The following is a 25098-nucleotide window of genomic DNA, read 5'->3' as shown; positions in this document are numbered from 1 at the left end:
CGGTTTCTGAGCCGTGTTAACAGGCTCAGAATTACGCAAGGCTAGGCTGGTAATGATCACTCATCACCAGCCCAGTGGCGGGACGTCAGCGTGTTCGCGCGTAGTCGCGTCGGCGCAATGCAGTGCGGTTTCTTCCACTTATTTTTCCAGAGAATGACTCTGTGCAAAAAGAATTGCGGTCGAGATATCGAGCGATATGGAAGCAAACGACTTCATCAGCAAGGATTGCGGCAGTGCCCAATCCCACTTTTCGCGCAGCATGTTTTCCACCTCCGAAAGTATCGAATCTAGATCAGCAGCATCCAGGCTTCCGACTTCCTTCAGTGCCATTTGGGTTCGACCGATGTCGGCGTCAACCTCAATGGTAAGGCCTGCGTTATCACAAGAAAGGCCGACATGATTGAGTAACAAGCGCAGTGCATCGTTGGCATGATCACCTAGCCAGCTCATCAGATAACACTTACCGCCCGACTCAACTATGTAGCGCTTACCAAGTCCCAGCGAAACAAATGTCTTTCGAGCCTCGTCGAGAAGCTCTTGAGTGTCGGCGCTGATTGAAAACTGACCCACCCTGCCGATTGAAAATTGACCCAGGGCGGATTGCTGATTTTGGCATCAGCAATTGTGGATAAGCTTAGCAGTCGTGTCCCGGTGGAAGAGGCATTAAGCCCCCACCGCATGTGGGCATGCGGCAGGGTATTTTTGGTGCGGATCAAAACAGCTCATCGTCCTCGGCACCATCATTGTCTTTGCGCTTTCGTTCACGTGACATGATCTTCGTCTGGGCGACCAAGCTGCTGTGTTGCAGGCGGTAGGACTCGTTGCCCGTTTCGACGATGTGGCAGTGGTGTGTCAGCCGATCCAGCAACGCCGTTGTCATCTTGGCGTCACCAAACACGCTCGACCATTCCGAGAAGCTGAGGTTGGTGGTGATCACCACGCTGGTGTGCTCGTACAGCTTGGACAGCAGGTGAAATAACAGGGCACCACCGCTCTGGCTGAAGGGCAAATACCCCAGTTCATCGAGTATCACCAGGTCTGTTCGTAGCAGCCCTTGAGCGATGCGGCCCGTCTTGCCGTCGTACTTTTCGCGTTCCAGCAGATTGACCAGATCCACCGTGGAGTAGAAGCGCACGCGTTTGTGATGCGTCGTGATCCCGGACACAGCCAAGGCGGTGGCGAGGTGTGTTTTGCCTGTTCCAGGCCCGCCGATGAACACGACATTCTGCGCGGTATCGGTGAACTCCAGGTTGGACAGATCCCTGATCAGGCGGGCATCTGCGCTGGAAGCGCTGAAGTCGAAGCCGGCCAAATCACGATGCATGGGGAGTTTGGCCATGTTCATCTGGTGGTTCACTGAGCGCACCGCTCGATCCGCATGTTCTTGTTGGAGAAGATGCTCAAGTAGCCATTTCGAGGATGCCGTCGAAGCTTCTCCTTGCGAGGCTAGTTCTTCCCAGGCGCTGGCCATGCCATGCAGACGCAGTTCTTTGAGTTCCGCCATAAGATCACGCATTGCGAGTCTCCTCATCGGTGGTACGGAGCCGGTCGTAGCGTGCCGTATTGGCGACAGGCGCTATCTTGAGTTGAAGGCTGGTTTCGGCGGACGGAGGGGCTGCTGTCGATGTCAGTCGAGCCAGGACATTCAGGATGTGCTCAGCACTCAAGCTGCCTGATTCAAGTACCAACTCCACAGCCACCAATATGGCGTCGAGCCCGGCGATGGGAACAGCCGCCAGTACCTGCGTCATGACTCGATCACCATTGGCGTGACGCCTCAGACCGCGTTTTAGCAGCTGCAACGGCTTCGGCAGATCAGCAAACGGAGCGCCATTGCGCAGCGCTCCAGGCTTGCGCTCGATAAGCGGGATGTAATGCTGCCAGTCAAAACTGACCTGATCTCGATCAAACAGACGCTCGTGGCTGGCAATCGTCGTTTCATCGGCGATGACCACCACCCGGGAAGGATACAAACGGCTGCTGACCCACTGGCCGACCCGCTCACACGGCACCGAATAGCGATTTCGCGCCACGCTGATCAGGCAGGTGCTGGAGACCCGTACGGTGCGCTCGACGTAGCCATCAAAGGCAGTCGGCATCGGCATCAATTCAGCGCGTTCCAGCTCCAGGACGTCCGCCACGGTCAGCCCGTTGTACTGCGGGTGCAGCAGTTCGCCCCAGAGCGCACGGCAGCGTTGGCCGAGCCAGGCATTCAATTCCTCGAAGGTGTGGAACATGCAGTTTTGAGCATCGAGCCAGATGCGCCGTCGGCTGTCTTGGACGTTCTTTTCAACGATGCCTTTTTCCCAGCCGGAAGCGACGTTGCAGAAGTCCGGGTCGAACAGGTAGTGCGCACACATCACGGCAAACCGAGCATTGACCGTGCGGCCCTTACCCTTGTTGACCTTGTCGACAGCGGTCTTCATGTTGTCGTAGATGCCGCGACGCGGCACCCCACCTAACGCGCCAAACGAGCGGGTATGGGCATCGAACAACATCTCGTGGCCTTGGCTGGGATACGCAACCAACCAAAATGCGCGACTGGCGCACAGCTTCATATGGGAGACCTGGATGCGTCGGAACAGGCCGCCGATCAGCAGACCTTCTTCGCTCCAGTCGAATTGAAAGGCCTCCCCGAGTGCAAAGGTCAGCGGCACAAAGGCTCGTAAAGACTTGCCTTGCTCGCCGCGCCACGAGCGTATAAAGGCGGTGAGTTGGCTGTAGCCGCCGTCGTACCCCTCGGCCTTGATCTGTTCGAAGAGTGCTTTGGCACTCCTGCGGTTGTGCTTTGCCCGAAACGAATCGGCCTTGAGCGCCTGCTCCAGCGTCTCGTGAAATGGACTGAGTTTGTTGAAGGTTGCGCACCGTTGGTACGCCGGCTGGGTGGCTTCGGGTGCTCTGACCCATTTTCGAATGGTGTTTCTCGACAGTCCGGTACGCTTGGCTATCTGATGCAGCGAGAGCTTGTCGCGGAAGTACATCCGCCGGATTTTTCCCAACATTTCCATGCTGATCACCCTGTGTTCTCCTGCTCGAAAAGTGAGCAGAAGCAGTTGAACACCTGGGTCAGTTTTCAGTCGGCAGAACAGCCTTTACTGGGTCAGTTTTCGGTCAGCGGCAACACTCTTGAGCCCCTTGATCAATAAAGGGGCAGGGGATTGTGTCTGCCAAGACGGCTCGCATTTCTTGGCGTACGTTGTCATGCACCATCGCCCCCAGACCATCGAACTGAGGAGGAGCGCCACCGCGTGCTGCTGAAACGATGATGACTTTGGCCTGGAGATCAACATCACGAACCTGCCACCTCCGGCCTCCGAAAATAATGCGCTGATCCTTGGTCAGTGGACGGCTTACCGGCACAGATCCCAGTGCCCTACCATCGCATACAAGGCGAAATTCTTCGTCGCTGGTGAATGCGCTGTAGAACTCATAGTGGTTGATCAATCGCTCTCCAACCGTCCCAGGAAGAAGCAACCCTGAGCTGTCCTGAACAATGAGCTCGTGCTCGCCGAGCGCCTTGAGCAACTTCACAAAGTCTGGTTTCTCAACTTTTGGAAATGCTCCCTCAGCAATCAAACTTTTCCAGAGATCTGCAGCAGATGCACCGCCGCACTGGGCAATCACTGAAAGACATTGTTGAACGAGGGTGGACGCGTGAATGCCTTGAGCCCTGGGAGGTTCAAACCACCCCTTGGCCAGCAGTCGAACCATGGCAATGGTTTGAACCAAGCCTTGGCGCAGTTGATCCGAGAGGCTCGATCCATCTTTGAGTGGCGATTCCTTGCAGTAAACGCGCAGCGTTGCTTTTTCTCCTGGGCGCCTTCCCGATCGCCCTAGACGTTGTCGCAGACTCGCCACCGATGGTGGGGCACCAATCTGCACGACTGTTTTGATGCTGCCGATGTCTATGCCGAGCTCAAGCGTCGTGGTGCAAATCGCGGATGCTGCATGAGTCCCTGCCTTGAGAGCATGTTCTGCTTGCTCACGTAAGTCCTTCGAAAGGCTACCGTGATGAGGCCAGAATTCGTTAGGCACGCCGTCTTTCTCGCAGCGCCGTCGCAGTTGATCTGCGTACCATTCAACCTGAGACCGGCTGTTTGGGAAAATCAGGTTGTTACTGCCGCGTAACACCTTGTAAAGATGATCAGCGATCGCGAAGTCTGGGCTTGCCTCGTTCTCTGTCTCGTCTTCATTTTCCGCCTGGTCAGAGAGCTTTACGGGCTTCTTCTTGAGCTCGCTCATGGGTGGCTGAATGTAACCACGAACTTGCACCTGGAGAGTCTGGTTGGAGCTTTTTGATTCAATGACGGTAACGCCATCGGCATTTCCCGGGCGCAAAAACTCCGACGCCATCTTCATATCGCCGAGGGTGGCTGAGAGCCCGACTCTAGGGAGACGGTGGCCGGCAACAAGTTCTACCCGATGCATTAGCGACTGAAGTTGCTTGCCTCGTTCGCTACCGATGAACGCATGCAGCTCATCCACGACGATATAACGCAGGTGCTGGAACACCCCGCCAAGACTTGAACCGCGGTTGACGAACAGGGCTTCAAGGGATTCAGGAGTGATCAGAAGCACCCCCTCAGGGGACTTCAAAAAGCGATGTTTTTTGCTTGAGGAGATGTCCCCGTGCCAAGCCACTACGGGAATCTCAAGCTGCTCACAAAGACGGCTTAACCTGTCCCACTGGTCGTTGATCAGGGCCTTGAGCGGGCTGATATACAGCACCGAACCGGGTGGATCATCACGATTCAGCAAATTGGTGAGTATGGGAAGAAAAGCAGCCTCGGTTTTGCCTGCCGCTGTTGCTGCGGCGATGATGACATCCTGATCGGCATCCACCAGAACAGGTACCGCCCATTCCTGGGCGTCGCGCAAGGAAGTCCAGCCTTCCGCCCAAACCCATCTCTGGATTCGGGACTCAAGTTGATCGAAACTCGATGACTCAGAGTGTGAAGGTGGCAAGTTCATCGTCCGCATCGACTTTGGTATCGTCTTCGCCGCCTGAGTCCCTGGCGACCTCGACGGCTCCAAGCAGCATTCGCCAATCGGCGCCCGGGTTTTGCTCCAAGATGGCGAGCAGGTTGATGAACGCTGTGATCGTGGTACGTGGCGTGCGGAAGTAAGCTTCTCCCAGGCGCTGATTACAATGCGCCATGAACAAGGGGAGCGCTTCGTCAGGTAGTAAGTATTTTTCGATATCCCCGCCAGCGTATACGTGACGAAGTTTCTGAAGCAGCACGTAGAAGTCTTCCGGGGTCAGGCTGGTCAGGCGAATGACCGGCCCCGACAGATCCACCAATCCTGATTTTGCAAACGAGTTCTCGGCCAATCGAGATTGCAGGGCAGGGTAGCTGAATAGCCCCCGACGAGTGTCCATCAAAAACTCAGGAGTGCCACCTAAAACGAAACCAAGCCCTTCGGACGATCCCTGCAGAGAGTCGTTGAGAATACGGAGGATCTGTTCGTAATTGGCATTACGAGCTTGGGTATTGGCCAGTTTGTAGAGGTTGACCAGTTCGTCGAGGCAGATCATCAGACCGCCAAAACCTGCAAGTCTGACGAATCTCGACAGGAGCTTGAGCTGATCGTAGACGGAGGCATCATCAATGATGGTTCGTACACCCAAGGCTGCTCGGGCATCAGTCTTAGTGGTGAACTCTCCACGCAACCAACGGATGGCGTCGGCCTTGAGCTGCTCGTTGCCTTCTTCGAAACCTCGGCAATAGGCGGCAATCACCTCCGCAAAATCATACCCGTTGACCATCTCGGTCAGCTCGGCCAAGTGAGCACGAATAACAGTCTCGCTGTCCGTACCCGCCGCCTTGGCTTCGGTTTTGGCCTGAGAGATGAACTTCTCAACAATGCCTTGCATAGCCCCTCCGTCGGGCTTCGTACGAGTCGACATGTTTTTAGCCAACTCGGAGTAAAGCGAACGTGCTTGTCCACCCGTGGCATGTAATCTGCGATCTGGGTTCAAGTCGGCATGCATGGTGACAAGCTTGCGCTCCATGGCAATGGCTCGTACCAGGTTCAGAAAGAACGTCTTGCCCGCACCGTACTCGCCAATGACGACTCGAAATGCCGATCCACTTTCAACCAGGCGATTGACGTCCTTAATCAGTGCATCTAGTTCGCCTACCCGGCCAACCTGAATCAGGTGTTGGCCCACGCGAGGAACGACGCCTGCGCGTAGCGACTGGATGACCGCATCGCGATCCTTGGCTCTGATAGTGCTCATAGGGCTAACTCTTCCAGAATGTCTGTATTGATCTCGACAGGGTCATCACCCTCAGTGACGGGCATGTCGAAACGTTCAAAAGCCATGTCGTTAATTTGTTCCAGGGCACCATCGAGCATCAGCTCCATGTCGCTGGCGGCAGCTTCAAGTTCGGAGCGGCTCCACTCAGGGCGTGAGATCAGCAACCGAAGGAATGCAGAGTGTTCCAAATCGAGACCATCAATGTCTGCACTCGATTCTTGTACTGATTCTGCCACATCGATCAACTGTTCCGGTTCGTCAACCTGGTCATCAGTGAAGACTTTGGCAAGGAGGGCGGAGACCTCTGCGGTTTCTCGTTGCAGTTCTGCAATGCGCTCGTGATCAAGCACGAACCCTTGATTTGCAGTGGAGTTGATCGGGGTACCAGGCTCGGAACGAGGAATGCCGGCTTTTGGTTTTACGAAGGCAATACTTGCTCCAGATGCAGCACCGTGGAGATCGCTGTACAGCAACTGACTGTCCAGCTGCAGGGCCTTGTAAACGCGCTCAAGAAGTTTGACTTCCAATGGGCTGACGATGCCATCTGCTTGCGCCAGATGGGCCAGGAAGCTGGCAATCGTGCGTTTGGCTTCGACCGTTAGTGGGTCGAGTTTTTTCTTTAGGCTGGCCAGCGTTGGTGGTTGCTGGATCTGGATTCGCAGGTGTGCTTTAAGGCGTTTGCGATGGGCCACACTCAGGTGATTCCAGGAGTCGATGTGTTGAGCAAGAAGCGTAACTTCCTCAGTGGAGGTATCACCATCGGCAGAAGCCACAGCACTAGCAAGGTCGAGCGTCACCGAAGCAGCATTGTAGGCTGCAGAAGCTCGCAGTGACCCGTCTTCTGGTTGAGTCACGAACAGCGCGATTTGATCTTCTGCTTTCGGTGTCTTACTGCCAGCCAGTACGTCGGGTTCAATACCGATGTGAAGCGATTCCAGCGCGCGGGCAAGTGCAAGTACTTTGTCGCGGGACAGGGCGCCGGCGCTCTTGAACCGGCCTGCGAGTTCGCCAAAGCTCATGACAATCAGGTCGTCGCCAATTCTGAATTGAAGCTCGTCCAATTCTGTACGGGCTGCCGTCGGCCAGAGAGCGACGGGAAGTTGCAAAAGACCTTCGAGAGCTTCTGCGCTATCAGGGTTGCGGCCCAAATATCGGCTGTAGGGTTCAAGCTCGGTAGTGCATAGCTCAACCAGCAACTGCAGGCTTTTTCGTGTACCTGACGTGGCCAGGACATCAGGAAGGTCACCCAAGCTAAGCGTGGGGGCCATTAAGACCGCGGAGGCCGGCCGATAGCTGGTTTTAAGTTTGGTCTTGTTCTGCGCCAGGACAAGACCCTTAGGATGGGCGCTTGTGTACTTAAGCTTGAACAGTCTCGAAAAGACATCCTTGCAGCGAGTCACGGGCGTGCGTTTGCTGATGTTGGGGTCAGCTAGCGCCCAGGCTAATGCCCAATCGGCATCAAGGGGGCGCTTGTTGGAAGCGAATTGCCCCAGACCTACGCGCAGTGGCAGTGGCATCTCGTAGCTATACGCGACAACGTTGGGAGGTGAGCCAAGGTAAAGGTCTGGATCGATCTTGGTGTTGCTCAGGTAATCCAGAAAACCTTCCGCATATCCCCTGAACGACCTATTTTCCCCGTAGATACTCAATAGGCGCTGGACTTCTTCTACGATCAAAGGAAGCTCAGCCTTGACGCCCGGGTCACTCACTGCGTCAACGAGTGCTCGACGCTCTAGACCATAGAAATACAAAAAGACGTAGCCGGTGTCTGCCAGTGGGTAACGACGACCGCCCTCCAGCCATTGAAGGTATCCACGGCGAGCCTCTGACGTGATGGAGTGAAAACTGGGCCAATAGGACATCAGCCGTTCTTCTAGATCGACGTGTGTCTTTGCGATACGGAGCTTGGGGTTTATCAGTGAGGGTTCTTCGGCATCGTGCCGGCCACCTAGCACGCTGCCCATATAGAACATGCCACCGGGAATTGAAAAACCGGAAACGGTGACAGATTCACCTGCTGGCACCCAGCGAACATCAGGTTTTTGCGTGCTCGCATTTGGAATTTTGAAGGACTTTGAAGATGCTGAGCCGAGTTGGACAGTGTAAAAATCAGAGGTTTCCTCTGTGCCCATATTGCTCCCTGAAACCTCACGGATAGAGAAAGTGATGCCTGACCGTTGATGCTCTCGCAGATGTTCCGTCTCCGAAACGGCTACTGACAATTGCTCGGCCTGTCGCCTTGAGCGACGAACCAGCAGCCAAAAAACCGCGGCAATGCAAGCAATAACACCAATGGCGATCCAAGCATTTTTCGGGATCGATGCGACTGCGCCGAAGGCCAGAGCGAAAATGATCAGGATGCCGTTACTTGTAGAATTTTTTGCCTTCTTCCTTGCCATGAGTCGTTTCAACCTTGAAATATGGGTGCTGGCGCAATGGCAGTATCCGATAATTGCCCTACGAGAACCATGGGCTGAGGAACGCTATTGATCGGAAAATTTTGCTCGCGCACGAATAGCTACAATCATCAGAAGTAGCTTTTCAGCATGACGCGCGCAGATCATCCCCCTCCATTGCTGATAGCTGCGATTAATTGTGGGCAGCTATCAGCCAAAAGCGGTCACTCAGTTTTTTCGCGAAACAAGGGAAGTTCAGTCATCGGTAGAATTAAAAAAACTGTACACGGCAAGCTTGGAGGATATCTAGAAAAACCAAGAGAATTAAACTCTCAAGCTATGCCGCAATGATGGTGTCCGATATGTTGTTATAGTGCTCGTAGAGCGGATAATGATCGTCAGATAAATCGAAATTACCGACTATGCCTTCATTCCCTACAAGCCTCAATGACAAAAGCTACCATTAAAGTAGCTTCTGCCAGTGACAACCTATTTCTTTGAGGACTTGCTAGGTTTCAAGTCGGGATTGTTTCCCTGCGTGTCTTTATTGTCACGACGACGCTTATCAACTTCGCCGGTTGATTTAGCAATTGGCTTTGGGCCTGGTTTAAGTGCCATAAGATCTCTCCTTGATGTTAGTATTGATTTGGTTGTTGCAGAATCATCTTATTGGTACTGGCTGATACTTTCAATAGACATGAGATGCTTGATTTTAGCTATGTGAAAAATTGAATTAGCTTTGGCAGTATCTACTGATGATCTACCGGCAGGCCAGGTTGTTGATTTACATCCATTTGTGCGACGTTGCAGGTAGCACAGCACGTCCAGGGTCATTCGAGCATTGCTCAGGGCGCAGTGGGAGCCGACCTCCAGCCCCCCGCATTAGATAGCGGCCTCGATAAGCTTGATCCAGCGCCATTGCCAGCCCTTTTAACCATTCACCAATCCATATACAGCAGCATTGCGCAGGCGGTGGTCAGCTCCGGAGCGGTTAGTCCGTGGCGATGGTGGGCAGGCGCCGATCAAAGGAGGCGCTATAAGCAACGACAGTTCGCCCCGCGACGAAAGCTGCGTATTGCTCGGCCACGTGCGATGGCCACCATGTCGTCGGTGATACCTTGAATTCATGTATAAGCTGGAGGCAGCGCAGAAAAGTGGATTGTATGCACTCTCATTTCTGACGGGTTGCATGATAGAGGAAATGCGGATTGCCTCCGCTCGCTCTAAGAGACATTTGCCATGCTCCAGTTGATAGGGAACCGAGGGAAGTAGAAGGTGTTGATGGTGTCGCAAGGCCGTTATGTGACAAGAAAATTCGCTACTGCCTGTTAGGGGCATAGGCCCGCAAAGTCCTAAACGGGCCCTAACCTCGACATCGATCCCTGATCTAAGCCAGTTCTTCAATCAAGCTGACGTGATGGGGGTGGATCTTGAATTTCCTCTCAGGCCCGCTCTGAAATCTGGCTGCGCTCGAAGCGAGAGAGGTCAAGTCAATCTCGGCCTGGTTGATCAATTCCTTCAAGGCTTGCTTGGGAATTTGATTTTGCACAAGCAGAGGCAGCAGGGTTATGAATGAACACGGGTTGCTGGAGACCAAGGCCAATGCTTCCCGTGACGTTGGGTAGGCGGCCTGATCCAGCCTGGTGCTGTAATGGTCGTCATTCGCGTTCCTTGCTTCGGCTGTCCACCGTAGCCGGCGAATGACTAGGTGTTGCTGCATGATCGGCCAGAAGTCGTCACCGTAGAAGTCAATGCTCAACATCTCATTGGTAGCCTCCCACAGTGCTTGATAGAGCGCGGCGGATTGCTTGAGTAGTTCTGGATTTAGCGTTTCCTCGGCGTTCACAGTACAGTCCAGAATCCCCAGGCCTACGTCGACCAATGTGCGCATCAGCCCTGAAGCATCAGAAGGTTGCCATTCTTTGGAAATTTTATAAATGGGGCGGAATTCGAGAATTTCTCTAAGAGCAACGCTAGGGAAACTCTGAAAAAGACTTCCAAATCTGGTGAGATACGGCTGTCCCACGAACTGAACGGTTGAGCCCCGATGAAGCAAATGTCTTTCGCTGATGCCGAGTACGCAGGCAAACGTAAGCAGACCCGCCGTGAGCGTTTCCTGATTGAGATGGATCAGGTCGTGCCCTGGAAAGGCCTGATTGCGTTGATCGAGCCGCATTATCCGAAGGGTGAAGGCGGTCGTCCGGCGTATCCGTTGATGGCCATGCTGCGGGTTCATCTGATGCAAAACTGGTTCGGCTACAGCGATCCGGCGATGGAAGAGTCCCTCTACGAAACCACGATTCTGCGCCAGTTTGCCGGGCTGCATTTGGATCGGATTCCGGATGAAACCACGATCCTCAACTTCCGCCGGCTGTTGGAAAAACATGAGCTGGCCGGTGGGATTTTGCAGGTCATCAACGGCTATTTGGGCGACCGAGGTTTGCTGCTGCGTCAGGGAACTGTGGTCGATGCGACGATCATTCATGCGCCCAGTTCGACCAAGAACAAGGACGGTAAACGCGACCCCGAAATGCACCAGACAAAGAAAGGAAATCAGTACTATTTCGGGATGAAATCGCACATCGGTGTCGATGTTGAATCCGGTCTGGTACATAGCGTGGTGGGCACGGCGGCGAATGTGGCGGACGTGACTCAGGTCGATCAGTTGCTGCATGGCGAGGAAACTTACGTCTCTGGCGATGCCGGTTACACCGGCGTGGAGAAGCGTGCGGAGCATCAACATCGCCAGATGATCTGGTCGATCGCAGCGCGCCCCAGCAGCTATAAGAAGCATGCAAAAAAGAGCCTGATCGGTCGCATGCGCCGCAAAATCGAATACGCGAAAGCTCAAGTCCGGGCCAAGGTTGAGCATCCATTCAGGGTGATCAAGCGCCAGTTTGGTTATACGAAAGTCCGCTTCCGAGGCTTGGTGAAAAACACCGCGCAGCAGACCACACTGTTTGCCTTATCGAACCTGTGGATGATGCGAAAACGACTGTTGAATGCAGGCGAGGTGCGCCTGTGATGTGGACAATGAGCCCTGAAAAGGTGCTATTCCGCAAAAAACAGTGAACTGACAGGAGGAAAGGTCTGATTTTCGATTAAGTCGGTGTTTTTTGAACCTCAGACAGCGAGGCCGTTAAAAACGGCTGCTTACTTCAGACCTTCCCTAGATTTCCACATGCTTAGCCAGTGACTGGTGAAATCATCGCTCAATGCGACAGAATACCCGAGTACCCGGCAAGCATAGTTATTGGGCTTAGTAGCGTGATATTCACTAACATGGCTTCGAAGCGACTTACCTTTCGAGGAGTTCCACTCGGTAGGCGTCAAGTTCCATTCTTCGATGAAGGCGCTGACGTCAGGTGTCGGAAACTTGTCAGGGTAGTTCGAATGTAAAAGTGCTAGCATGGATTGGTAAACCCATGGCTCCCAAGAAAAATCTAATTGGTCAGAAACGGTTGGGGAACAGGGGAGTGGGATTTTATCGGCTAATGCCCATAAAATATCTTGGCTACTCAGAAGTCGTTTTCGATCCGAGTTGTTATCAGGGAAGTTAAGGTGTTGGCGAGTAAGCCATGTGCCCCAACGCTTGAACAGACCCTCGAAATCGGATCTTTTCGCGACAGTATCTACGAAACGGGCGAGCAGTGATCTGACGTGCGGCTCTAGCACAGAGGGAGCATATTCATGGCCATCGGCAATGTGAATGATTTTTGCACTTCCGTGCCTGAGCAAGCTGGGAAGCAATAGGGCACCATTCCATGAGCCATCGCTTTCGAAACTCGGGGCAGACGCGAGTGTGAACTGCTCCCACAGATCGTAGTTACGGTAAAACTCTGGACTGCCGAGCACTCGGTTGATCAAGTGTAAGCTTTGTGTAGAACTCATCCATTTGAACAGTTTGTCGGGATCAAGCTTTGCTAGTAATTCAATCCACGGCCAACTGGATTCATCAACCCGACTTTCCCTAGTATGTCCGTGCCAAATTTCATCGAGGGTGGTTGGATGGGATGGATCAACTCCATGTTCCTCAAGCAGCTTTTTTTCAGCGTCGACGAAATGTTGTTCGGCTAAATTTAAGAGTGCTTCTTTGAAGCTATCATTTTTCTGAACTACAACCAGTGCTGCTTTCGTCCAAAAATTCTCAACCCACCATGAGTTTCGGACGAGAGCCCTGAAGGCTGTATATCGGTTTTCGGTTTCAGAAGAGGCCCAGGCCGCCACAATTCCGATCGTCAAGGCTGCCTGAATTCTCGGATCGTCTGACGCATCGAAGTCCTCGTTCGAACCGCCTAGTTGGGTGGTGAACCTCCTAAGAGCATTCTTGGCATCTTCTTGGATGCAGAAGTACTCTGTCACTGATGTGACCAATGCCTCGGCAGGTGCGAAGCGACCTTCTGCAAAGTCTCCAATCACCGACTCGACGATTGTGGATGATTTGTGCATGTCCGATTCATAAGCGGGCGGTAATTGCCATTCTTTGTTCATGACTATTTTCTCCCGTTGTCGTTGGCCATCTTCCAAGCTGTATCAAAAAACTGCACTGCATCATGAGTCTGAGCATTCCAGCCTCTACTCACAGCATTTACGTCCCTGTGAAAACCGCCTACAGTTGCGCCAAAATGCCATAATTCGTTATCGATGATAGCAAAGCGATCGTGAATGCAATCGGCGTCTCTGAGGGCAAATGAGAGCGCTATTGTGATGGGTGGGGCGAGTTTGGCTCGGTCTTCTGTTACGAGCTGCTTTAAGTCCTCAAAATCTTTCTCTATTTCTTTCTGTGAATCATGATGACCAGTTAATATTTTTACCGTTTGAATATTTTCTGTGTAAAACCAGTCCACGACTTTTTTAATTCTTCGGCTATGGTCGGGTTTTGGGCCATCCGCAGAAAATAAATGCTTGTCAATTATCCAGACCTGTTGTGCAGTACTAATCGCCTTTTCAAATTCTTCGACTAACCGTACATCCGGAGCTGCACGACGAGCCTTTATGGCATGAATACATGGAAAATGATGGCGTGATTCGTCCCGGTAGGGCGCCTCGCAAGGTATGAGTAGCTGCGGAGTAAAATTTATCTCTACCGCCGTCGCGGTCGTACTGACACTAATCTGGGACGAAAACTTAGCCATTAGTATCGTCCGGTGCGTCCTGCATCTCCACGTCATGCGTCCCTTGTCCGTTCGGCACACCCTGCTCCTGAACCCCACCCTCCGCTTTTGGTAACTGCGCTTCTTTCGTGTCTACCATGTCACGCCCGCAATGCACACATGGCTTTTTGGGTGCTTCTCGCGGAACTTTGAAATCCTCCAGAGGAACGGCGTTGTTGTAGAGGCCCATAAGATGGGTGAGGATTTTTTCACCATGCGGTATGCGCATTATAAGCGTTGGCCGTATGCCGATAGAGTTCAGCGAGCTGCCGAGCATCCACACACGACCATCGACGGCGAGGAATCGATCATGGAACAGACTGCTTTCTGTATTCGCTACTTTCACTTCAATGCTGTTTTTGTGACTGGCATGGAATATATTCAGGTTTTGGAGCAATGTCTGGTGAGTGTCCAGGGAGCCCTCACTAGTCTCGGCCTCAGTGCCAGCTTCTGCTTCCTTGATCTTCTTGAAGGCGCTATTTGAGGTCAGGATTTGTATCTTGATCTCATCTCGCTCAATGGCAAACAGGTATTGGGGGATTTGATTTGCGCTGAAGTAGGGATCTGCGATGAAAATAGTGGAGCGAGCGTGTTTAAGCTTTTCCCTGATGTGTTCGAGTGCTTCTTTGCGTTGGTCAGTCGTAAACCAGGTCTGATCATATAGCTGGGCGCTGTGATTGAGCAGTCGTTCGCTTTTTGCGTCCAGCAAACGCTGAAAGGCGTCTGTTGTGTTTGGTGCCTCACCAAATGTTCGAGAGGATGCCAACGTTTTCTTTTCGGCAAAGTACTCATTGACTGGGCTCTTCTTTTTATCTGTTTCAGGGGCTTGAACCTTGACGCGTCGCTCGACCACCTCTGTCGTCATGTTCATTTGCCGCATGAACTGTCGCATGGGCGTTTGCATCAACACCCCGCGCTCCTTGTGTGTCAGAACTAGCCCAGAGACGTGGATAGAGGATGGCCTTTTAATTTCAACCAACCCATCCTCCGGTACCGGAACTGTATCAAAGGAGGTGAGTACCCCTTCCTGGCCTTCCATCGAGGTCAAGCTTAGACCTTGAAGCTTCCTGCCTGGGTGGGGCTTCAAGTGGAAGTACAACGATTCAGAGCTGTCCGCTTTAGGATCAACGAATTGTCGGACTGAAAGGACATCGCAGTCAGGCACGGCGAGTGCTATCCCACCCAGATATTCAGGGTACTCCCTAAAATCGACATGCATGTGGTGCTCTAGGAATTGGAAAGCTTCCTGACAATGTTTGCTTTGTCCCTCTTGGTCAAGGAAGCTCGGCCATTCTTGGCTGTCTGAAATTCGACGTGAGTACCTCATGATGCCGAGGTTACGGAAGGGGATGGAAGAACGTTCAGATTTAAGTGTGATGTCGTCACTTTCCATTGGCACGCCCAGTACAGGCCACCTTGGGAAGTCGCTTAGTCTGCCAGCGGAGAGGGGGACGTCGTCGGAGCCCTCCCGGAAACCATGTAGGGGCCTAGGTGTATGAAGTTCTTCCGATGCGCTTCGGTACCATCGGACGGCCTCTTCCGCGGTCATGACGATACGGTCGACCGCAATAGCGCCTTCTTCCTTGAATTTTTTGAAGTAGGGCTTGAGAGGTCTCGAAGGGAGTTGCCTTCCTGACGCCAGGAACCAGACCGATGCGAACAGCAAACTCAGAGGAGGTCGTTCAGATGTAGACGGGGCGTCAGATGTAGAAGGCTTCGAAGATGGTGGTACAACCACAGCGACATGCACGACGGCATGTTCGAAGCCTTCAATCAATTTGCTGTAGGGGTTACTGCTTTCACTTTCCATGTAGGGCTCGGTATCGGTAGAAGGCCTGAGTTAAGAGTTCAGTGGAGTGCCACCGCGAAGGTCATTCTGCCGGCTGCATGAGTGTCCGTTATGTAGCGGCACGGAGGAATGCGGAGGCGTAGCCGGAAGGGAAGATCTGGACTTGGCTGTCTCCTGTAATGACTGACCCTATATATCGGTAGCGCAGGGCGCTGCATTCCGGCATCAACACGCACCTTCCTGGCTGAGGTAGCTTGTTCTGAAGGCATCTGTCCAACTGGCAGTGCCTACGACCCCGCAGACTAGCAATGTGCCATTCTCGCGTCCATAGTCGGGATGATGTGTAGCCCTCGATCAAAGGGAGGCAGGCGCTGACCGGTCAGAAAACGGTTGTGAGCGAATGGCCGCTTCTGGCCGATTCTGTTGAAAAAGTCGGATTTTCAGCTCACCTGAGCTCAGGCACGACCACCACCGGAGAACCTAATCACTACATTGAGTGGTTTCTCGGCCCTTCGTTGACCTTTGCTGCTCTGTTAATGGGTTAGTTTGAGGTTTTTTGCTTCGTGCAGGCGCACCTATCCCGTAGAAGGTGGCCCTTGAGATGCAAGTTTGGCCAGACGTCGCAGGTTCTGTACCGCGGCCGCCAGCGTGAACTCATCGGACGCGCCACTCATGCCACGTAGTCGCAAGCGATCCAGTTTCAGGATGCGCTTGAGGTGGGCAAACAACATTTCGACCTTCTTACGTTCGTGGCGAGAGCGCACGTCCTCCGGCGTCGCCGCGATGCGTCGAGCCACATCACGAGCGGCTTCATGGACGCTGCGAGCGATCTTTCGGAACGCAGTGTTCGGGCAGCACTTGGCTTTCATCGGACATGTCGCGCAGTCGGTCTGTCTGGATCGGAAGATGATGGTGTTGGCTTTTGTGACGTGCGAACGCTCGTTCTTGAAGGCTCGCCATTCGCTGCGTAATACGTTGCCGGCTGGGCAGCGGTATTCCTCAGCCTCTTCATTCCAGTGGAAATCGTTACTCGAAAAGCTGTCGTTCTTGCGCTCAGTTTTGTCCCACACCGGCACATGCGGTTCGATGTCTTTTTCCTCCACCATCCAGGCCAGCATCGGCGCTGTGCCGTAAGCGGTGTCGCCAATGAGGCGCTCTGGCTTGATGTCGAACTGCGCTTCGACCCGATCAATCATCGTCTTGGTGCTCTCGACTTCTGCGGTTCGATGAGCCGGCGTGGGTTCCACATCCATGATCACGCCGTGCTCGGTATCGATGAGATAATTCGTAGAGTAAGCGTAGAAAGCTGGGCCGCCGGGAGCAGCGGTCCAGCGGGCTTGAGTATCAGTCAGCGATAGGCGCTTTGGTAGCGTTTCGGCCAGAGCCTCTTCATCGAGTGCCTCAAGATACTCACGCACGGCGCGGGTGCTCAGGGCCGGATCGCTCCAGTTGACCTGTTCATCACCCGGTACACCGCGCTGCCGGCTGGCATCCGCTTTGATGATGCTGGCGTCCACGGCAAAGCCTTCACCTTTGACCAAGCCTGCGTCCATGCAGCGACGCAGCACTTCATTGAACAGCCAGCGAAACAGATCGCTGTCCCGAAAACGGCCGTGTCTATTTTTGGAAAAGGTCGAGTGGTTGGGCACTTCATCTTCAAGGCTTAACCGGCAGAACCAGCGATACGCCAGGTTCAAATGGGCCTCTTCGCACAACCGCCGCTCTGAGCGAATGCGGTAGCAATAGCCCACGATCAGCATGCGGATCATCAGTTCAGGATCAATCGACGGACGCCCGATCGGGCTATAGAAATCGGCGAGGTAATGGCGCAGGTCGCTCAGATCGAGACACCGATCAATGCTGCGCAGAAGGTGATTGGCTGGAATGTGATCTTCAAGGTTGAACGAGTAAAACAGCCGATCCTGCCCACTCGATAACTGTCCCATCATGCTGCGTGCTTCCCTGCTGGCCAATGCAGATATTTTGCCGCAGGCCAGATAGGGGAGCTACTTTTTCAACAGAACCGGCCGATTTCTGCCGGTCATGATGGGCAGAAATCGAGCCAAATAGCGCGCTCGGCGATGTCATACGAAACTATGAGTACTCAGTACTGAAGATGCCGACTTATGAAGTCGGTAGCAATCCAGTCGCGGTATAGGCTGGGAAAGAAATCATCGACTCCGCCGGTGAGTGCTCGTAGGTGGAGGACAACACAGCACTGAGTCGATCGCCCAGCAGATTCCAGGCACGTTTCTTCTCTTCGGCATAGTCGTGATGCAGGTAGTGGCGTCTCACCCGAGAACCGGCCAGCACATGGTTTTGGCAGCGATCGATGACGTCCAGGCTGACCCCCAAAGCCTGCATCATGGTTGCGCCCGTACGGCGCAGGTCGTGCGGCGTCCAGTCGCCGTTCTGGCCGTCGGCCAGGACCAGGGTATTGTCATGACGCCGTCTAGAGAGGGCCTTGCGGTTTTTGAAGCGAGCCTGGCGGTCACCGACCTGCTTGCTCACCACTTTCACGTCCACATGCCCTTCATCCTGCTTGTTGGGAAAACACCACTGTGAATCTCCCGTCAGGGTTTTGAGTTCCTGAAAGAAATGCAGGGCAAAGGGGGAGAGGAAGACATGGTGGTCCTGCTTCTTGCCCCGGGTGCCCTTGACGTTTTCACTGGGGAGGAACCAGGTCTGCTGGTCCAGATCGACATTTTTCCATTCGGCCTGTAGCAACTCGCCAATCCGGCACAAGGTGCCCAGGCTGATCCAGAGCGCGAGCTGCGTTTCCTTCTTTAGCGGCCGAATACCGTCGTATTTTTGGCCCGCGGGGAGGGCGTCGTAATCGGCGGTCATTTGCTGGAAGCGGTTGTGCAATTCCAACAGCTCAGTCGGGGAAAGGATGCGGCTTCTTTCAGCTTCGTAGTCGACAGGGATCAATGGGGAGATGTCGACCAGTTCAGTCGGATCACCCTCAACCAGTAACGCCCGCCAAGGTTGGCGCTTTCTAGCCCAGCTGAACATCTGGGTGAGGTCGGCGAAGAAGCTGATGGCCTGCCGGTGAGCGCCGCGGTTGACCACGGCCCGGATCAGCGCCCGAACATCGTGTTCGGAAACATTGTTCACCGCTGTCTTGCCAAGTGCTGGCAAAAGGTCCTTGTTAAAGCGTCGTTTCAACTCGGCATTGCTGTCTTTACGCGCCACGCCATCCAACAGCCAGGCCTTGGCCAGATCCTGGACGGTCAGCGTTTGCACCTTCGTCGTTTTTACTTGTTCGGCCTCTACGTTAGCCGCGGCGTAGGCCTGTGCCTTGGCGGTTTTCTTGTGCTCGTTGGGATTGATCTGCTCATCAATGAGCGTCCGGGCTTGGTTGCGTGTCTTGCGGATGTCCGTCAGGGATTTGCGCGGCCAGGACCCGCAGGAGTATTCTTTGTTCTGGTCGCCCCACCGATAGCGATAGAAAAAGCTGACCGATACGCCGTCCTTACGGACTGAGATTCGACCGGCGAGATTACCATCCTCGCGGAGGATGCGACCGGCATCATTGGCGGTCAGTGCTTCGAGTTCTTTAATGGTAATTTTAGCCATAAAACGGACTCCCCCTACTTTTACCCCCACAAAAACGTCGGCTCTTGATGGACGTTACTGGACTCTCGTAGAGCAGAACACCGCTGGAGCTCAAGCAAATACTAGCTTGGAAAAATCCAGAGTAAAACTTTGGAAGCTTTCAAGAAGTATGAAAAAGGAGATGGGGTGCTAGGGGTCGAGTGTTCGAATCACTCCGTCCCGACCATATAAATCAAGGGGTTGCGAGACTTTATCTCGCGACCCCTTTTTATTTTCGAGCGTTTTTACCCCTACAAAACGACTGGCTCTCGGTGGAATCTTTACCAACACCACCTGGGGTTACACCCTAAATTGTTGGCTTTCTCGGTGAGTTGGTTACCTTCACGGCACAGCTTTTAGCCTTAGGAGAGGTGCAATTGCAGAGTGTTGACGTGTGCATGGATATGCACATATAGTCGGTTGCATGACTAATCGAATCCTTAACCGAACCCGCGCAATTGACGCTGCAATCGAGTCTCTCGATGGCGCTTTCTTCAAGGCGCTTTGCGAGCCTTCGCGTGTAGCTGTGCTCAAGCGCGTGATGCAACTGGGGCGCGCCGACATCGGAGAGATTGCGGAAGCACTGCCCCAGGAACGCTCAGTTGTTTCCCGGCATCTGCAAGTACTGTTAGAGGCAGGTATCGTCCGCGGTACCAAGGTCAGCAGGCAGATGTTCTACGAGGTGGATGGTCCGGCAGTGGTGACACGCCTCGAAGCCATTCTTCAGCATATGAAAAGCCTCGCCCCATTCTGCTGCCCAGGTACGTCCGGATAGTTTTTTTTGCTCTGTAGTGTGCATGAGTGTGCATATATGAATGTAATAAATGAAATCTTGGATGTCATTGTGATCGGTGCAGGCCAGGCAGGATTAGCGTGCGGTTGGCACTTACAGCAGCAAAACCTTAGGTTCCTGATTTTGGATGCTGAGCGGTCACCGGGAGGGAATTGGCGCAATTACTACGACAGTCTGAAGCTTTTTTCTCCAGCTGCTTACTCGTCATTGCCAGGCATGCGCTTCCCGGCAGAACCTGATCATTACCCGCTTCGTGATGATGTCGTACGCTATCTGGAAGACTATGCAAAGGCATTCAGATTGCCAGTTCGTCAGTACACCCGCGTGCAGCATGTACGAAGAGCGCGCGGGCTGTTTCAGCTTCAAACGGACGATGGAGAAATTTTCTGCTCCAGGGCGCTGGTCGTGTGTACGGGGGGATTCAATCAGCCGTTCATTCCAGATATTCAAGGGCTTCAGGGCTTTCTCGGGCGCAGTTTGCACAGCGCGGAATATCGAAATGCCGAAGGCTTTGGTGATCAACGAGTGGTTGTGGTCGGTGCTGCGAACTCGGCTGTTCAAATTGCTTATGAACTGGCCCATGTGAGCAAAGTCGTGCTGGCAAGCAGGGAGCCAATCCGGTTTTTTCCACAAAAGATACTGGGTCTGGATTTTCATGCGTGGTTGAAATGGTCGGGGTTGGAAAAGACCCGTTGGTTGAATGACCAAAGTACGCCGGTGCTTGATGACGGGATCTATCGTCGAGCCCTTAAGAAAAAGTTGTTCGAGCGTAAGCCGATGTTCGAGGCGATAACACCAACCGGCGTGATCTGGGCTGATGGGCAGCACACTGAAGCCGATAGCCTGGTGTTTGCTACCGGATTTCGCCCGAACTTGGAATTTTTGAGCGGGTTGGAATGCCCAGGCGATGAATATTGGGCTCATCGTAACGGGCAGGCCGAGCACCTACCTGGGCTGTATTTTGTCGGTCTGCCGAAGCAACGGAACTTTGCTTCAGCGACCCTCAGAGGTGTCGGCCAGGATGCGTCTTACATCATGCCCAGCTTGATGCGATTTGTCCGCGGTATGCCTGTTTAGAAGACAACTTGGCAGTTGACGAATCTCAACCGCAGCAACGTTTAGTCAGTGCGTCGAGTCGTTGGAAGGCGCCAGCTGGCGATGAAGCACAGCAAAACCAAACCGCACATAACGACAAGCAGTGCCGAGGCTCCAAAGTTCTGCAAAACAAATGCGGCGGCTATCGGGCCGCCGGCCTGGGCCACGAGTACCGGCCTGGCGAGAAGCCCCATTCTCGCTCCGTAGCCTTGCGGGGCAAACAGCGCCAAGGGGAGGGTGCCGCGAGCGATCGTTAGGATGCCGTTGCCTGCGCCGTAGAGTGCGATCGCCACGAAGGCCATCCAGGGCATCCCTGAGATCAATAATCCCAACCCGACCAGGCATAGAAACACACCGACCCGCGCTGACCAGGTCGGGTGGAGATTTCTGCCTATGGAAAACTCTGCCACCCGTGCCAAGACTTGCGAGGGACCAATCACCATGCCGATGGCCAAGGCCACAGCGGTCGCGATTCCCAGCTGCTTGAGGACATTAAGCAGGTGTACTGAGATACCTGATACGACCAGCGCTAGAACCGTCAGCATGGCGCCAATCAATAAGAATAGATAATTGGTGGTCTTGGGGTGAAGCTCGGACGCGCTGGGTGATTCTGTTATGACGGGGTGGGGTGGTTGTTTTGTGCTTCCAGGAATCAACAGCGAGTGGATGGGTAGCCCAATCAAGAGATGAGCAGCCGCGAGAACAAAGCAGGCGTTTCTCCAGCCGATCCAACTTTCCAGTCCTGCGATCACCGGCCAACCTATGGTACTGGCGAACCCACCTAACAAGGTCAGCCCGGTAATTGACGTTCGAGCCCCTTCGCCGAACAGTCGTCCCAGGGTTGAGAAGGCTGCGTCGTATAAACCCGCCGCCATGGCAACACCGATCAACGTCCAGGCGACATAGTAAGTGGCAACGTTGCCCGCCAGTCCCATTAGTAGCATGCCGAGAGCCAGCAGCAGTGAACTGGCCGCTAGGACAGAGCGTCCGCCGTGGCGGTCAATCTGACGACCAACGGCCGGCGAGGAGGCTCCCGCTACCAAAAGTCCCCAGGACAGACCGCCCACCACATTGGTGATGGACCATCCCGTCTCTTTGGCTATCGGAGACGCAAGCACTGCGGGCAAGTAGTAGGTCGAACCCCAGGCGAGAATTTGAGTAAAACCCATCGCCCATACGAGTCTGGAGCGATTGATCGGGGGATGGATCTGTTCTGGAAGTGTCATGACCGACGTGCTCATTTTTTTGTTGTCAGTAACAACAAGCTATCGCCTTCCTTTGGTTATCGTCAACCGAGAGATCGGTGTTGACGCTTTCGGGATACCAGGATTATTGTTGCAGCTAACAACTAATTTGTGACGGTTATGACGAAGCGTAAAAACGATCAGTTGACTCAGGATTCCGAGGACCTATACGAAGCGTTGAATCAGTTGGTTCGCGTCCATCAGTTCCGTGATCGTGATCGGATTTGCTGTTACGACGTATCGGTCACCCAATGCTATGCCGTCGAGACGCTGGTCAAAAGGGGCGCACTGCGCCTTCAGGTTTTGGCCGAAGAAATGTTCTTGGACAAGAGCACGGCGAGTCGAGTGATCGATACCCTGGAACGCAAGGGGTATGTGTCACGTGTTGAGGATGATGAAGATCGGCGTGCAGTACGAATCCAGGCAACGGATGCTGGGCGTGAGCTATACGCGAAAATCAGAGCTGACCTGATTGCAGAGGAGCGAGCGATGATCGAGAACCTCTCAGCTGAGGCTAGGCAGGGAGCGCTGAGTTTACTCAGACAGATTACGCGGGCCACGGAGATTCGCTGCGGGCTCGTGAATGAGTGCTGCCCAGCCGTGAAGAGCAAGGAATGAAAGGGAAGAACTTCCCTTTTTTTGCCAATAATGTTGTTACTACCAACGTAATGGGGCTCCAACAATGCGAGTTCGTTTAGCTGAAACTAAAGACACTGTTTCAATAGCCGCCATCTACAACCAGGGGATCGAGGAGCGTAGCTCTACGTTTGAAACGACTCCTCGAAGCCCGGCAGACATGCTTGATCGCATCAAATCAATGGAGCGCTATCCAGTGTTGGTCATGGTCGATGAGACGGATCAGGTTGTTGGATGGGCAGGACTCAGTAGTTATCGCGCTCGTGCCTGTTACGACGGCATTGCGGATTTTTCCATTTACCTAGATCGCAGTGTTCGCGGCCAGGGGCTAGGCAAACAGTTACTTCAGGCACTGCTGAAAGAAGCCGAAGCTCGCGGATTCTGGAAAGTCCTTTCACGCATTTTTACCTTCAATCACTCCAGCCTCGCATTGTGCGAAGCCTGCGGTTTCCGCCAAGTGGGGGTATATGAAAAACACGCCTGCCTAGAAGGACGTTGGCTCGACTGCGCGATTGTCGAGCGCCTGTTCGCGAACAATCAGCCAACCTGAAGGAGTCGATCATGGATAACACTCACCTTCCCGTCGCCATAATCGGTGCAGGCCCAGTGGGCCTCGCCACAGCCGCTCACCTGCTGGCCAGAGGTATCACTCCGCTGATCCTGGAAGCTGGTCCGGAGGCTGGGGCCAGCATTGAAGAATGGGCGCATGTGAAGATGTTCTCTCCGTGGCAGTTCAATGTGGACAAGGAGGCGGCCAATCTTCTGCTGGCCGATGGTTGGACTCCACCACCGGAGAACGAGTATCCAACGGGTCGTGAACTGCTGGACCGGTTTGTTCGACCTTTCGCCGACCTCGAACAGATCAAGCGTCACTTGCAGTTCAATACCCGTGTTCTGGCAGCCACTCGCGTCGGTCAGGATGTGATGAAGACCCAGGGCAGATCGGCAGCTCCTTTTTTACTGCGTGTCGCAGGGCCGGCGGGTGAACAGGATGTGCTTGCCAGTGCTGTCATTGATGCCTCGGGCACCTACCTGACACCAAACTGGATGGGCGCCCATGGCATCCCTGCATTGGGCGAGATCGAGCATGCAGCGCACATTGCGTACGGCATTCCGGAGGTGCTGGGTCGTGCGCGGAATCGCTATGCCAACAAAAGAGTGCTGGTGGTGGGTGGTGGTCACTCCGCGTTTAACGCCCTACAGGATCTGGTGCGTCTGATTCAGGAGGCACCGCAAACCAAAGTGCTATGGGCGATCCGGGGTAATTCTCTTGAGCGCATTCTGGGTGGTGGTGCGAATGATCAATTGGAAGAGCGCGGAAAGCTCGGCCTGAAGATTCGCCAATTGCTGAATGACGGCGTGATCGAGCTGTTCAAAAACGTCGCTATTGATCAGGTTGTAGGCAATGGCCAAGGGTTGGTTGTGAAGGCGGGAGACCAGATACTTCCACCTGTGGACCAAATCATTGTGGCGACCGGATTCCGACCTGACATGAGCCTGCTCGCCGAGTTGCGTATCGCACTTGATCCCGCAACTCAAAGCGCAGTGTTGCTCGCTCCAATGATCGATCCCAACGAGCACAGCTGCGGTACGGTCAGACCTCATGGCGCGATAGAACTTGCCCATCCTGAGGAAGGTTTGTTCATTGTTGGGATGAAGAGCTATGGTCGGGCGCCTACGTTCTTGTTGATGACTGGGTATGAGCAAGTTCGCTCTGTCGTCGCGGCGCTGGCGGGTGATTGGGATGCGGCCAAAAGGGTTGAGCTGATCCTCCCGGAAACGGGCATTTGCAACTCGGATTTCGATGAAGTCGATGATCGCTTGAAGGCTTCGGCAAGTCAGACGTCTTGTTGTGGCACCGGAGAGACAATCCTTGAGGCCGCGCCTCGTACCTCGCCGGGTTGTTGCAAAGCCTAGTGCGCAGTAACCGAACCCGCCCTCGATGACCGGGGCGGGTTAGGGGCGACCTTCTTATTTTCTTTTGCACGTCCAGGTAGTCCTTGAACCAAGGAGCGACCTATTTCTGGGTGAGTAACAGATTCATTACAGAAACCATATATGCACCGCCGCAGATATTTGAAGAGACACGGAAGGCTGGCTAGCGCCTTAATACACAGCTTTCATTGAAGGTGC

General features: G+C 53.8%; 20 protein-coding genes. 7 read left to right on the top strand and 13 right to left on the bottom strand.

Annotated features, from left to right (window positions below; genetic code table 11):
* Nucleotides 1-138 precede the first annotated feature (138 nt).
* From ATY02_RS21350 to ATY02_RS21320, 7 genes are all read right to left on the bottom strand, one after another.
* Nucleotides 139-450: a hypothetical protein gene (locus ATY02_RS21350; RefSeq protein ID WP_228022212.1), complete on the bottom strand. Its 312-nt coding sequence runs from the start codon at nt 448-450 to the stop codon at nt 139-141.
* 262 nt (nt 451-712) lie between these two features.
* Nucleotides 713-1516 (bottom strand): IS21-like element helper ATPase IstB, encoded by an 804-nt coding sequence (istB, locus tag ATY02_RS21345; protein WP_020300922.1) that lies wholly within the window; start codon nt 1514-1516, stop codon nt 713-715.
* Nucleotides 1509-3008 carry an IS21-like element ISPpu27 family transposase gene (gene istA, locus ATY02_RS21340; protein WP_115284415.1) on the bottom strand — a complete coding sequence of 500 codons (1500 nt, stop codon included), beginning with the start codon at nt 3006-3008 and terminating at the stop codon, nt 1509-1511. The genes istB and istA overlap by 8 nt, the downstream gene beginning before the upstream one ends.
* Before the next feature lie 103 nt (nt 3009-3111).
* Entirely contained in the window at nt 3112-4971 is a 1860-nt protein-coding gene (locus ATY02_RS21335; protein ID WP_228022211.1) for a DEAD/DEAH box helicase, read from the bottom strand.
* Nucleotides 4946-6241, bottom strand: coding sequence for an ATP-binding protein (locus ATY02_RS21330; RefSeq protein ID WP_068580340.1), 1296 nt, complete (start codon nt 6239-6241; stop codon nt 4946-4948). Before ATY02_RS21330 ends, ATY02_RS21335 begins: the two co-directional genes overlap by 26 nt.
* Nucleotides 6238-8661: a TerB N-terminal domain-containing protein gene (locus ATY02_RS21325; RefSeq protein WP_068580342.1), complete on the bottom strand. Its 2424-nt coding sequence runs from the start codon at nt 8659-8661 to the stop codon at nt 6238-6240. The genes ATY02_RS21330 and ATY02_RS21325 overlap by 4 nt, the downstream gene beginning before the upstream one ends.
* Before the next feature lie 1384 nt (nt 8662-10045).
* Nucleotides 10046-10504 (bottom strand): hypothetical protein, encoded by a 459-nt coding sequence (locus ATY02_RS21320; RefSeq protein ID WP_206600612.1) that lies wholly within the window; start codon nt 10502-10504, stop codon nt 10046-10048.
* A gap of 201 nt (nt 10505-10705) precedes the next feature.
* Here ATY02_RS21320 and ATY02_RS21315 point away from each other — a divergent pair, with 201 nt between their 5' ends.
* Complete coding sequence (locus ATY02_RS21315) at nt 10706-11683, top strand: IS5 family transposase (RefSeq protein ID WP_033902000.1); 978 nt, start codon at nt 10706-10708, stop codon at nt 11681-11683.
* A gap of 128 nt (nt 11684-11811) precedes the next feature.
* On the opposite strand, the gene ATY02_RS21310 is transcribed toward ATY02_RS21315, so the two are convergent.
* The 5 genes from ATY02_RS21310 to ATY02_RS21290 form a co-directional block, all read right to left on the bottom strand.
* Complete coding sequence (locus ATY02_RS21310; RefSeq protein WP_206600613.1) at nt 11812-13149, bottom strand: hypothetical protein; 1338 nt, start codon at nt 13147-13149, stop codon at nt 11812-11814.
* A gap of 2 nt (nt 13150-13151) precedes the next feature.
* On the bottom strand, nt 13152-13793 hold the full coding sequence (locus ATY02_RS21305; protein ID WP_083235690.1) for a hypothetical protein: 642 nt from the start codon (nt 13791-13793) through the stop codon (nt 13152-13154).
* Nucleotides 13786-15621, bottom strand: a complete 1836-nt coding sequence (locus tag ATY02_RS21300) for a VPA1262 family N-terminal domain-containing protein (protein WP_068580346.1) — start codon at nt 15619-15621, stop codon at nt 13786-13788. Before ATY02_RS21300 ends, ATY02_RS21305 begins: the two co-directional genes overlap by 8 nt.
* A gap of 554 nt (nt 15622-16175) precedes the next feature.
* Entirely contained in the window at nt 16176-17549 is a 1374-nt protein-coding gene (locus tag ATY02_RS21295) for an IS1182 family transposase (protein WP_068580348.1), read from the bottom strand.
* Nucleotides 17550-17724: 175 nt separating this feature from the next.
* Entirely contained in the window at nt 17725-19179 is a 1455-nt protein-coding gene (locus tag ATY02_RS21290) for a tyrosine-type recombinase/integrase (RefSeq protein ID WP_164823703.1), read from the bottom strand.
* A 442-nt stretch (nt 19180-19621) separates the two neighbouring features.
* Here ATY02_RS21290 and ATY02_RS21285 point away from each other — a divergent pair, with 442 nt between their 5' ends.
* Entirely contained in the window at nt 19622-19972 is a 351-nt protein-coding gene (locus ATY02_RS21285; protein WP_048377495.1) for an ArsR/SmtB family transcription factor, read from the top strand.
* 36 nt (nt 19973-20008) lie between these two features.
* Complete coding sequence (locus ATY02_RS21280) at nt 20009-21067, top strand: flavin-containing monooxygenase (RefSeq protein ID WP_048377494.1); 1059 nt, start codon at nt 20009-20011, stop codon at nt 21065-21067.
* A 41-nt stretch (nt 21068-21108) separates the two neighbouring features.
* Here ATY02_RS21280 and ATY02_RS21275 read toward each other — a convergent pair whose 3' ends face one another.
* Nucleotides 21109-22311 carry an MFS transporter gene (locus ATY02_RS21275; protein WP_048377493.1) on the bottom strand — a complete coding sequence of 401 codons (1203 nt, stop codon included), beginning with the start codon at nt 22309-22311 and terminating at the stop codon, nt 21109-21111.
* On the opposite strand from ATY02_RS21275, the gene ATY02_RS36385 reads away from it, so the two are divergent.
* From ATY02_RS36385 to ATY02_RS21260, 4 genes are all read left to right on the top strand, one after another.
* Nucleotides 22310-22444 carry a hypothetical protein gene (locus ATY02_RS36385; RefSeq protein WP_258558634.1) on the top strand — a complete coding sequence of 45 codons (135 nt, stop codon included), beginning with the start codon at nt 22310-22312 and terminating at the stop codon, nt 22442-22444. The two genes, ATY02_RS21275 and ATY02_RS36385, sit on opposite strands and share 2 nt — an antisense overlap.
* Nucleotides 22445-22449: 5 nt before the next feature.
* On the top strand, nt 22450-22947 hold the full coding sequence (locus ATY02_RS21270) for a MarR family winged helix-turn-helix transcriptional regulator (protein ID WP_048377492.1): 498 nt from the start codon (nt 22450-22452) through the stop codon (nt 22945-22947).
* Between the two features lie 64 nt (nt 22948-23011).
* On the top strand, nt 23012-23515 hold the full coding sequence (locus tag ATY02_RS21265; protein WP_048377491.1) for an arsinothricin resistance N-acetyltransferase ArsN1 family A: 504 nt from the start codon (nt 23012-23014) through the stop codon (nt 23513-23515).
* 11 nt (nt 23516-23526) lie between these two features.
* On the top strand, nt 23527-24882 hold the full coding sequence (locus ATY02_RS21260; RefSeq protein WP_048377490.1) for an FAD-dependent oxidoreductase: 1356 nt from the start codon (nt 23527-23529) through the stop codon (nt 24880-24882).
* Nucleotides 24883-25098: the final 216 nt, after the last annotated feature.

Origin of the sequence: Pseudomonas sp. BIOMIG1BAC, assembly GCF_001705995.2 — a bacterium.
Lineage (GTDB): Bacteria > Pseudomonadota > Gammaproteobacteria > Pseudomonadales > Pseudomonadaceae > Aquipseudomonas > Aquipseudomonas sessilinigenes.
This window is presented reverse-complemented; position numbering and strand designations above follow the sequence as displayed.